This is a genomic window from Streptomyces sp. NPDC029674, from assembly GCF_044903205.1.
Classification (GTDB): Bacteria; Actinomycetota; Actinomycetes; order Streptomycetales; family Streptomycetaceae; genus Streptomyces.
This window is the reverse complement of the sequence record NZ_JBJDPY010000018.1, coordinates 58,311-68,113: the sequence shown is the minus strand read 5'-3', so window position 1 is coordinate 68,113 and position 9,803 is coordinate 58,311. Positions and strand designations below refer to the sequence as shown.

General features: G+C 70.6%; 10 protein-coding genes and 1 pseudogene. 5 read left to right on the top strand and 6 right to left on the bottom strand.

The genetic code is table 11. From position 1 onward, the window contains the following. Positions 1–35: 35 nt before the first annotated feature. Positions 36–1,112, top strand: a complete 1,077-nt coding sequence (locus tag ACI2L3_RS33045) for a hypothetical protein (protein WP_404756086.1) — start codon at positions 36–38, stop codon at positions 1,110–1,112. A gap of 81 nt (positions 1,113–1,193) precedes the next feature. Next, a pseudogene (locus ACI2L3_RS33040) lies at positions 1,194–1,382 on the top strand (MFS transporter); the annotation flags it as partial. Here ACI2L3_RS33040 and ACI2L3_RS33035 read toward each other — a convergent pair. From ACI2L3_RS33035 to ACI2L3_RS33025, 3 genes are all read right to left on the bottom strand, one after another. Beyond that, positions 1,344–2,135 carry a spermidine synthase gene (locus ACI2L3_RS33035; RefSeq protein WP_404756145.1) on the bottom strand — a complete coding sequence of 264 codons (792 nt, stop codon included), beginning with the start codon at positions 2,133–2,135 and terminating at the stop codon, positions 1,344–1,346. The pseudogene ACI2L3_RS33040 and the gene ACI2L3_RS33035 sit on opposite strands and share 39 nt — an antisense overlap. A 169-nt stretch (positions 2,136–2,304) precedes the next feature. Then, the gene (gene tuf, locus ACI2L3_RS33030) at positions 2,305–3,483 is read right to left on the bottom strand and encodes an elongation factor Tu (RefSeq protein ID WP_404756085.1); all 1,179 of its coding nucleotides are present in this window, start codon (positions 3,481–3,483) and stop codon (positions 2,305–2,307) included. Between the two features lie 332 nt (positions 3,484–3,815). Continuing rightward, positions 3,816–4,526, bottom strand: coding sequence for a DNA alkylation repair protein (locus tag ACI2L3_RS33025; RefSeq protein ID WP_404756084.1), 711 nt, complete (start codon positions 4,524–4,526; stop codon positions 3,816–3,818). Between the two features lie 49 nt (positions 4,527–4,575). Here ACI2L3_RS33025 and ACI2L3_RS33020 point away from each other — a divergent pair, with 49 nt between their 5' ends. After that, positions 4,576–5,280: a TVP38/TMEM64 family protein gene (locus ACI2L3_RS33020; RefSeq protein ID WP_404756083.1), complete on the top strand. Its 705-nt coding sequence runs from the start codon at positions 4,576–4,578 to the stop codon at positions 5,278–5,280. A gap of 35 nt (positions 5,281–5,315) precedes the next feature. Here the strand turns inward: ACI2L3_RS33020 and ACI2L3_RS33015 are convergent, their stop codons facing one another. Beyond that, a complete protein-coding gene (locus ACI2L3_RS33015; RefSeq protein WP_404756082.1) occupies positions 5,316–6,485 on the bottom strand; it encodes a thiolase family protein in 1,170 nt (389 codons plus the stop codon). Between the two features lie 140 nt (positions 6,486–6,625). On the opposite strand from ACI2L3_RS33015, the gene ACI2L3_RS33010 reads away from it, so the two are divergent. Together ACI2L3_RS33010 and ACI2L3_RS33005 are read left to right on the top strand one after the other, a co-directional pair. Then, entirely contained in the window at positions 6,626–7,114 is a 489-nt protein-coding gene (locus tag ACI2L3_RS33010; RefSeq protein ID WP_404756081.1) for a winged helix-turn-helix transcriptional regulator, read from the top strand. 151 nt (positions 7,115–7,265) lie between these two features. Further along, positions 7,266–8,138, top strand: a complete 873-nt coding sequence (locus ACI2L3_RS33005; protein ID WP_404756080.1) for an undecaprenyl-diphosphate phosphatase — start codon at positions 7,266–7,268, stop codon at positions 8,136–8,138. A 74-nt stretch (positions 8,139–8,212) separates the two neighbouring features. Here the strand turns inward: ACI2L3_RS33005 and ACI2L3_RS33000 are convergent, their stop codons facing one another. Together ACI2L3_RS33000 and ACI2L3_RS32995 are read right to left on the bottom strand one after the other, a co-directional pair. After that, on the bottom strand, positions 8,213–8,611 hold the full coding sequence (locus ACI2L3_RS33000) for a hypothetical protein (protein WP_404756079.1): 399 nt from the start codon (positions 8,609–8,611) through the stop codon (positions 8,213–8,215). Between the two features lie 219 nt (positions 8,612–8,830). Next, on the bottom strand, positions 8,831–9,220 hold the full coding sequence (locus ACI2L3_RS32995) for a hypothetical protein (RefSeq protein ID WP_404756078.1): 390 nt from the start codon (positions 9,218–9,220) through the stop codon (positions 8,831–8,833). Positions 9,221–9,803 lie beyond the last annotated feature (583 nt).

Genomic DNA, 9,803 nt, shown 5'->3' with positions numbered 1-9,803 from the left:
GCACCGCGCCCCCCGCACCTCTATGGTTACTGGCCATGTGGCCAGAAAACCAGCCGCCCGGGGGCGAGCAGAACCCGCAGGATCCGAATCAGAACCCGTATCAGCAGCCGGGGTACCAGGCGCCGAACCCGTATCAGCAGCCGGGATACCAGCAGCAGCCCGCGGGCGGCTACCAGCAGCCGATGGGCGGCGGCCAGCAACCGTACGCGGGCGGATACTCGCAGCCCGAGCAGTCGCAGTGGGCGGCCCCGACGCCGCCGCCCGTGGCGCCGCAGCCGGCCGGCGGTCAGGGCGGTGGCGGCAACAAGACGAAGATCACCGCCATCGTCGCCTCGCTCGCCGTGGTGGTCGCGGCCGGCGTCACCGGTTTCCTGGTCTTCGGCGGTGACGACGACAAGAACGACGAGGCGGGCCCGGCGAAGCCCTCGAAGTCCGTGTCGAAGGAGCCGAGCCCGACGGCGAGCGACGACGGGAACGCGCGCGGCGAGGGTGACGACAACAAGCCGATGATCGACGGCTGGCAGGTCGTCGTGAACCCGAAGTGGGGCACCGCGTTCGACGTGCCGCCCGACTGGGAGGTCAAGACGCCGGACACCTTCATCGCCTTCGACGACCGCAAGGACCAGGGCGCGAAGACCATCATCGGCATGTCGGCGCCCGCGATCCTCAAGGACAAGTGGTGCACGTCCGACGACGACAAGGACGGCGAGCCCGACGACACGTCGCTCGCCGCGGTCGGCACGAAGGGCCAGAACGGCGCGAAGAACACCCAGGACGTCGCGCGCAACGACTCGGCCTGGTGGGTCTTCGGCGGCTACACCGAGCAGACGAAGGCCGACAAGAAGAAGATCAAGATCGGCAAGATCGAGGACTTCACCACCAAGGCCGGGATCAAGGGCAGCGTCGCCACGTCGACGACGTCCGGCGCCGCCACGTCGGCCAAGTGCGACTCCGAGGGCAAGGCCACCACGTTCGCCTTCAAGAACGGCGCGGGGGAATTCGTCGCCTGGACCCTCTACGGCGCCAAGGGCGTCAAGGAGGAGGTCTCCGACGACCTCGTGAAGAAGATCCTCGGCACGGTGCGGCTGAGCGAGGAGACGCCCGAGTCCTGAGGCCGCACGCCGCACATACAGTCCCGGGGTGACGAACCCGCCGCCGCGATCGCGACGAACCTCGGAAGCCACGGGGCGTTGGTCGCGGCGGCGTTCGCGCGCCCCGCGGAGTCCGCGTTCGGCCGTTCCGCGTCACTGTGGGGCTGCGCCGCACTGGTGGTCGTGGTCACGGCGGCCGTCCTGTTCGGCCCCGACGTACGCAACCTGACCCCCGCGTGGGGCAGCGAGCCCTCACCCCACGGAGAAGGCTCCGTCGGGCGGCTCGGGTGAGGGGAGCGCGTTCTCGTCGTGCACCGGGCGTGCGTCGCCGATGAGGCGGCGCAGTGCGGCGCCGTGCTCGACCCTGGCGGGGAAGACGTCGGACGCGGTGCGGCGGGCCAGCGCGGCGACGTCGATGGGCTCGTGCGCGGCGATCAGCACCGCGTTCCCGAAGCGGCGCCCGCGCAGCACGGACGGCTCCGCGATCAGCGCGAGCTCCGGGAACACCTCGGCGAACGTGGCGAGTTGGGAGCGGAGGAAGGCGAAGGGCGCGCCGTCGGCGAGGTTCGCGGCGTAGTGGCCGCCCGGCCGCAGCACCCGGTCCGCGGTCCGCGCGTACGCGACCGTGGTGAGGTGCGCGGGCACGCGCGAGCCGCCGAAGACGTCGGCGACGACGACGTCGGCGCTGTCGTCCGGCGCTGCGTCGAGCCACTCCCTGGCGTCCGCGCCGTGCACGCCGACCCCGGCCGCCTCCCCCAACGGCAGCCTCTCGGCGACCAGTCGGAGCAGTCCCCGGTCCGCCTCGACCACTTGCTGCCGGGAGCCGGGGCGGGTGGCGGCGAGATAGCGGGGCAGGGTAAGGGCGCCGCCGCCGAGGTGGATGACGTCGAGGGGGGTGCCCGGCTCGGCCGCGGTGTCCAGGAGGTGGGCGAGCCGGCGCGCGTACTCGAACTCCAGGTGCGTGGGCTCGTCCAGGTCGACGTACGACTGGGGCGCCCCGTCGACCGTGAGCAGCCAGGCCCGGGGCCGGTCGATGTCGGGCATGAGCTTGGCGGTCCCGTGATCGACGTCGCGGATCACCGGAACCGCCTCGTTCTCGCCCTCGTCCTCGGGCTCGTCCTCGAACTCGTGCTCGTGCGCGTCCACGTCGTCCATTGTGCCCGCCCGCCCCGGGGGCCGGTGCCCCCGAGGCGGGCGGAACGGGGCGACGGCGTCACACGACCCCGGTGACGGTGCCCGCCCCGACCGTGCGGCCGCCCTCGCGGATCGCGAAGCCGAGGCCCGTCTCCAGCGGTACGTCGCGGCCGAGTTCGACCGTCATCGTGACCGTGTCGCCGGGGCGGGCCACGGCGGCGGCGCCGAGGTCGACGTCGCCGACCACGTCCGCGGTGCGGATGTAGAACTGCGGTCGGTACCCGGAGGCGATCGGCGTCGTACGACCGCCCTCGCGCGCCGACAGGACGTACACCTGCGCGGTGAACCGGCGCCGGGGGACGACGCTGCCGGGCGCCGCGACGACATGGCCGCGTCGTACGGCGTCACGTGGCAGCCCGCGCAGCAACAGCGCCACGTTGTCCCCTGCCTGCGCCTCCTGCATCGGTTTGCCGAAGGTCTCCAGGCCGGTGACGACCGTCTCCGTGTCCGCGCCGAGGACCTCGACGCGGTCCCCCGGGCGGACGGTGCCGCGCTCCACGGCGCCGGTGACGACGGTGCCGCGCCCGGTGATGGTGAGCACGTTCTCGACGGACAGCAGGAACGGCGCGTCGAGATAGCGCTCGGGCGTCGGCACGTACGTGTCCACCGCGTCGAGCAGCGCCTCGATCGAGGACGTCCACCGCGGGTCGCCCCGCAGCGCCCCGAGTCCCGAGACCCTTACGACGGGCACGGAGTCCCCTCCGTATCCGTGCTCCGTGAGCAGGTCGCGGACCTCCAGCTCGACGAGGTCGGTGAGCTCCTCGTCGCCCGCGTCGGCCTTGTTGAGGGCGACGACGATGTGGTCCACGCCGACCTGCCGGGCCAGCAGCACGTGCTCGGCGGTCTGCGGCATGATCCCGTCGAGCGCCGACACGACGAGGATCGCCCCGTCGAGCTGCGCCGCGCCGGTGACCATGTTCTTGATGTAGTCCGCGTGGCCCGGCATGTCCACGTGCGCGTAGTGCCTGGTGTCGGTCTCGTACTCGACATGGGCGATGTTGATGGTGATGCCGCGCTGCGCCTCTTCCGGGGCGCGGTCGATGCGGTCGAAGGAGACGTACTGGGTGCCGCCGCCGGTGCCGCGCTCGCTCAGGACCTTGGTGATGGCGGCGGTCAGCGTCGTCTTGCCGTGGTCGACGTGGCCCATGGTGCCGATGTTGAGGTGCGGCTTCGTGCGGATGTAGGCGGTCTTGGACATGGTGGTTCCTTCTCCGGAACTCGAAGCTGTTGCCCCGGACCTGCGGCATGCGCCGTGCGGCGTGCGCGCGGTCGGGACGGGGACCCCGGGGGCCGAACCGACCCTCCCCCTGCGGGGTCCGCCGGAGTATCCGGGGAGGGTCAGCTTCGGGCGCCGTCGAAGGCGACAGGCGTGGGGATGGCCGGCATGGGAACGGCAGGCGTGGGGACGGCAGCCTTCGCAGCGCCCGCGACTGCGGGCGTGGCTGCGAAAAAGGCGTACCGGAACATGTGCCTGATCCTCACCGAAGGAGCCGCGCACGTCGAATGGTTTTCGCGCGAACGGCGACCGCTTCAGAGGTTCTTCAGGGCCTCACGCACCGACAGCGGCGCGAGCCTCCCCCGCTCCCGCTCCACGAAGGCGCGGACGGCGTCCGGATCGGTCTTGGCGTACTCCCGCAGACACCAACCGATCGCCTTGCGGAGAAAGAAATCCGGGTGCCCGGACTGGCGCACGCAGTAGGCGAAGAGGCGCTCCGCGTCCGTGGCCGACTTGTACCGGAGCTGGTGGAGGAGGGCGGTACGGGCCACCCACAGGTCCTCGTCCTCGATCCACTCGTCCATGGCGGTCCGCAGCTCAGGGTCGGCCGCGACCAGGCCGCCGACGACGTGCGCGGCGAGCAGGTCGACCGTGTCCCACCAGGAGTGCGTCGTGACGAGGTGCCGGACGACGGGCAGGAAACCCGAGGAGCAGCGCTTCACGTGGCGGCGCAGGTAGTCGACGGCGAAGTAGGCGTACTCGCGTTCGGGCAGTTCCCAGCAGCGCAGCGCGATCGCCGCGCAGTCGGTCTCGTCGGGGCGCGGGGTGCCGGCGAGGACGGCGCGGGACAGTTCGCGGCGCACCGGAGAGGTCAGTCCGAGGAAGGGGGCGACGTCCTTCATGTACGCCCTCATCTGCGCGGCCCGCACCGGATCGGCCGCCGCCCGGTAGGTCGTGAAGAGCCGTTCGACGACCGTGTCGGCCAGGTCACTGTTCGGAGCCGTTCTCGGGACTGTGACGCTCATGAGACGCACCATACGGCGATCAGACACATGCGCCGGTTACGCTTCCGGGATGTCCGAGACCGTCACCGCCCGCCCGCAGGGCCTCGCCGTGCGCTGCGCCAGAGTGCTGCTCTCGCCGTGGTCGCGGCTGTCCTTGCTGGTGGCGCTGCTGGCCGCGGCGGCCACGTGCGTGCTCCTCTTCGAGCCGCAGCGGCTCCTCTCCGACGGGTGGCCCGCGCAATTGGGCGGCGCCACGGCGGTGGCCCTGTTCGCCGTGGCGTACGGGGCGTGCACCGCCGCGTTCGTGCCGCGTCCGCTGCTCAATCTGGCGGCGGGCGCGCTCTTCGGCTCGCAGGCGGGGCTCGGCGCGGCGATCGCCGGCACGGTCTTCGGTGCCGGGATCGCCTTCGGGCTCGGCCGGATGCTGGGCCAGGACGCGCTGCGCCCGCTGCTGCGCGGCCGCTGGCTGAAGGCGGCCGACGGCCAGCTCAGCCGGCACGGGTTCCGGTCGATGCTGGCCGTGCGGCTGTTCCCCGGCGTGCCGTTCGCCGCGGCCAACTACTGCGCGGCGGTGTCCCGCATGGGCTGGCTGCCGTTCCTGATCGCCACGGGCCTCGGGTCGATCCCCAACACGGCGGCGTACGTCATCGCGGGCGCCCGCGCGTCGACGCCGACGTCGCCCGTCTTCCTGATCGCGATGGGGTTCATCGCGGTGACGGGACTGGGCGGCGCGACGGTGGCGTGGTTCAAGCGCCACCACTTCCGCGACCGCTGAGCCCGCCGGGGCCGTCCCTCACCTCTGTCGTTGCATTACAGGGCTTCCAGGATGGTCGCGTTGGCGAGGCCGCCCGCCTCGCACATCGTCTGCAGGGCGTACCGCGCGCCGCGTACGCGCATCGCGTGGACGAGCGTGGTCATCAGCCGGGTGCCGCTGGCGCCGAGCGGGTGGCCGATGGCGATGGCGCCGCCGTGCACGTTGACCTTCTCCGGGTCGGCGCCGGTCTCCTGCAGCCAGGCGAGGACGACGCTCGCGAAGGCCTCGTTGACTTCGAAGAGGTCGATGTCGTCCAGGGTCAGCGAGGCCCTGCGCAGCACCTTCTCGGTGGCGGGCAGGACGCCGGTGAGCATGAGGAGCGGGTCGGAGCCGGTGACGGCGAAGCTGTGCAGCCTGGCGAGCGGGCGCAGGCCGAGCCGGGCGGCGTTCTCCCCGGTGGTGATGAGGACGGCGGACGCGCCGTCGTTGACGGGGCTGGCGTTGCCCGCTGTGACGGACCAGTCGATCTGCGGGAAGCGCTCGCCGAAGTGCGGGTCGTAGTAGGCGGGCTTGAGGCCGGCGAGGATCTCGGGGGTGGTGGCGGGACGTACGGACTCGTCGCGCGTGAGGCCCGCGATCGGCGCGGTCTCGGCGTCGAAGAGGCCGCTGTCCCAGGCGCGCGCGGCCCGCTGGTGGGAGGTCGTCGCGAACTCGTCCATGCGCTCGCGCCCGATGGACCACTTGGCGGCGATGAGTTCGGCGCTGATGCCCTGCGGGACCAGGCCTTCGGGGTAACGCTCGGCGACGCCGGGCCCGAACGGGTCGGCGCCTTCGGGCACGTTCGACCACATGGGCACGCGGCTCATCGACTCCACACCGCAGGCGATGACCATGTCGTACGCGCCCGACATGACGCCCTGCGCCGCGAAGTGCACGGCCTGCTGGGAGGAGCCGCACTGCCGGTCGACGGTGGTCGCGGGCACGGACTCGGGGAAACCGGCGGACAGGACGGCGTAGCGGGTCGTGTTCATGGCCTGCTCGGCGACCTGGTCGACGGTGCCGCCGATCACGTCGTCGACCAGGGACGGGTCGATTCCGGTGCGTTCGACGAGGGTGCGCAGGGTGTGGGCGAGGAGCTCGACGGGGTGGACGGCGGCGAGGGCGCCCTGGGGCTTGCCCTTGCCGACCGGGGTGCGGATGGCTTCGACGATGACGGCGTCACGCATGGTCCGGTCCTCTTTCGACTACCAGTGAACTGCCGGGCGGCGACTACGGCGGACTACCAGTGAGTAGGAAATCCAAACTCACCATAGCCAAGCGAGTTGGAAAAACAAACCCTCCACTCTCGGCGCCCTACACTGCCCGCATGAAGGATCCGCGCCCCTGCTCCATCGCCGATGCCCTCGCCCTCGTCGGCGAGAAGCACTCCCTGCTCGTGCTCCGCGAGGTGTGCCTCGGCAACGAACGCTTCGACCAGCTGGTACGCAACATCGGCGCACCCCGCGACGTCCTCGCGACACGTCTGCGCCGCCTGGTGGAAGCAGGCGTCCTGGAGAAGGTGACCTACAGCGAACGCCCGCAGCGCTTCCTCTACCGCCCGACCCCCGCCGGCCTCGAACTGGAGCCCGTCCTGATGACCCTGATGGCCTGGGGCGACCGCCACCTGCGCGGGGAGAACGATCGCCCGATGGTCCTCGAACACGCCTGCGGCCACGAACTCGTGCCGGTGGTGACCTGCTCGACGTGCGGCGACCCGGTCCGCCACGACGACCTCACCGCCCATCCGCAGGCCCCGGGCTGGACGACGGCGGGCCCGGTGGCGCAGTCCCCGGTCGGCCCTCCCACCGTCCCGTAACCCAGGACCGCTACGCTGCCCCCCGAAGGGACGTGATCACCCCTCACCCCACACGTCCCCTTCTCCTACCTCCCACCCCCGCTACGCCCCTCTATGACCGCTACGACCGCATCCGCGGCCTGATGATCAGTACTTGGACGGCGCAGTTCTCATGTCTTGGCTTGAATCCTTCATCCTCGGACTCGTCCAGGGACTGACCGAGTTCCTCCCGATCTCCTCCAGCGCGCACCTGCGGCTGACGGCGGCGTTCGCCGGCTGGCACGATCCCGGAGCCGCGTTCACGGCGATCACACAGATCGGCACCGAGACCGCCGTGCTGATCTACTTCCGCAAGGACATCGCGCGGATCCTGTCGGCGTGGTTCGGCTCGCTCCTCGGCAAGGTGCCGCGCTCGGACCACGACGCGCAGATGGGCTGGCTGGTCATCGTCGGCTCGATCCCGATCGGCGTCCTCGGCGTGACCTTCAAGGACCAGATCGAGGGCCCGTTCCGGGATCTGCGCCTGATCGCCACCACGCTGATCGTGATGGGCATCGTCCTCGGCATCGCCGACCGCCTGGCGGCCCGCGACGAGACGGGCGGCAAGCACCGTGCCGTACGGGAACGCAAGAGCCTCAAGGAACTCGGCGTCAAGGACGGCCTCATCTTCGGCGTCTGCCAGGCGATGGCCCTGATCCCCGGCGTCTCACGCTCGGGCGCCACCATCAGCGGCGGCCTCCTCATGGGCTACACCCGCGAGGCGGCGGCCCGCTACTCCTTCCTCCTCGCCATCCCCGCCGTCCTCGCCTCCGGCGCCTTCGAACTCAAGGACGCGGGCGAGGGCCACGTCTCCTGGGGCCCGACGATCTTCGCCACGATCATCGCCTTCGTGGTCGGCTACGCGGTCATCGCCTGGTTCATGAAGTTCATCACCACCAAGAGCTTCATGCCGTTCGTCTACTACCGGATCCTGCTCGGCATCGTCCTGGTGGTGCTGGTCAGCATGGGTGCGCTGAGCCCGCATGCGGGGGAATCGGCCGGCTGAGACGGGTCTTGGGACGAGGCCTTTGCGCGAAGGCCCGGCCGCTCACGCGAGGGGCCGGGCCGTCCAGAGCGTGTTCAGCAAGCCTCGTCGAGCTTCACCGTGTCGAACTCGACCTTGGTCTCCACAGGGTGCTCACCCGCCGCTGGCGTCTGCGAGCAGACCTTCCAGTTCCGGTCGAATGCCTGCATGCGGTCGGCGCCTGTGGCGTCGGTGGACGTGAGGAGGAAGAATCCTGCGGCCTGGGCCTCATCTTGGGCGGCTTGGAGTCCCTTCCCGGTCATGTCGGGCAGCTTCGCCGTTGTCGCTTCCGCGCCTGAGTCCGCGTCTGAGCCGGGGGCCTTGTCCTCCTTGGCGTCGTCCGCCTTGCTGGTGCCCGTGGCTGTGGTGTCGGAGCCGGTGTCCTCGGCGCCGCATCCGGTGAGTGCGAGTAATCCGGCGGCCGCGAGTGCGGTGATGGTGATGCGTGTGCGCATGGTCCCCCCTGGGATGTTGTGCGTGAGGGAGATCCTGCGGCATGTGAGAGCAGCATGAATGGAGAGTGGCTGTCCTGTGACATAAGCAGGGCCCGCACCTGGCGGCCCTGGTTGTTTCAGGGCATGCCGGATCTGCGGCTCAGCGCGGGGGATGGTCGGCGAGAATGCAACTACGGGCGTAGTGACCGAGACTTAGTCGTCGAGCGAGCTGTCCAGCATCTAGTTCTTGTCGAACTCCCCGCCCTCGCCCGTCCAGCCGAGACCGCCGATCGCCTTGGCCACGAGCAGCGCGGTGTAGTCATCCTCCGCGAGCGGCTCGCACGCCTCCGGCCAGCTCTTTCCGCCCTCCTTGGACTTCTTCTCCACAGCGTCCGCGGCGTCCTTGGCTACGCCTGCATGCCCCGCACGGGCCATGCCCGCGAGCGTCTCGTCGAGCGCATCTACCCGCCCCTCCGCCTCGCTGACAGTCGGTGTGTCCGCGGAATCGCTTCCGGTCCGCTCCGTGAGCGCGGTGGCACAGTCCTTGGCTTTCTCTTCGTCGGACTTCGAGCAGCCGACCGCCCCGACGGCGAGCAGGACGGCGGCAAGCAGGATGGTGGTGCGGCGCAATGGTCTCCCCAGATGTAATGGGGCACGGAGCGTAGCGGGACCGGCGGGTGCTGGCGGCGGGAACGGGCGAAGCCCTACTCGGGGCCCTGTTCGGGCCCTCGTACAGAGCGCCAGTCGAGCGGCTCGGTGACGGCGGGCGGCGATGACGTCGGCAGGGTCATCGGACGTCAATTTGGGGGCAGTCGAGCTGCGTGAAGCAGTTGGAGCCGAGAGGCAGGTCGTTGAAGAGGCGCCTCGGTTGGGCGCTACTTGCGTCGGTGGTGTACGCGCTGACCGGGCTGCCGTTCAGCAGGTATCCGCTGTGGCCGGATGCGTGGGGCGCTTCGTGGTCTTCGGCGGCACGCTGGTCTTGGTCATCCTGGCGCTGGAGTTGAGTGCTCGGCGACAGAAACGCCGGAAGAAGGGCTGAGCCGCCCGATGAGCTGCGGCCGCGCCCCCGTCAGCGTCGTCGGCACCAGGCCTGGCGCATACTCCCCAGGTACAGCGACGCCTTCATTGTCGACCAGCGAGTCACCGCACTGGAGCACACCCGGCCCTGCCGCGTGGTCTTCACCGCCTCCGACGATGGCTGCACGTACGCCAT

Coding starts and splice junctions, on each gene's coding strand:
- ACI2L3_RS33005 (WP_404756080.1), top strand. CDS start 7,266: ATGTCTTGGCTTGAATCCTTCATCCTCGGACTCGTCCAGGGACTGACC.
- ACI2L3_RS33020 (WP_404756083.1), top strand. CDS start 4,576: ATGTCCGAGACCGTCACCGCCCGCCCGCAGGGCCTCGCCGTGCGCTGC.
- ACI2L3_RS33035 (WP_404756145.1), bottom strand. CDS start 2,135: ATGCCCGACATCGACCGGCCCCGGGCCTGGCTGCTCACGGTCGACGGG.
- ACI2L3_RS33025 (WP_404756084.1), bottom strand. CDS start 4,526: ATGAGCGTCACAGTCCCGAGAACGGCTCCGAACAGTGACCTGGCCGAC.
- ACI2L3_RS33000 (WP_404756079.1), bottom strand. CDS start 8,611: ATGCGCACACGCATCACCATCACCGCACTCGCGGCCGCCGGATTACTC.
- ACI2L3_RS33015 (WP_404756082.1), bottom strand. CDS start 6,485: ATGCGTGACGCCGTCATCGTCGAAGCCATCCGCACCCCGGTCGGCAAG.
- ACI2L3_RS33010 (WP_404756081.1), top strand. CDS start 6,626: ATGAAGGATCCGCGCCCCTGCTCCATCGCCGATGCCCTCGCCCTCGTC.
- tuf (WP_404756085.1), bottom strand. CDS start 3,483: ATGTCCAAGACCGCCTACATCCGCACGAAGCCGCACCTCAACATCGGC.
- ACI2L3_RS33045 (WP_404756086.1), top strand. CDS start 36: ATGTGGCCAGAAAACCAGCCGCCCGGGGGCGAGCAGAACCCGCAGGAT.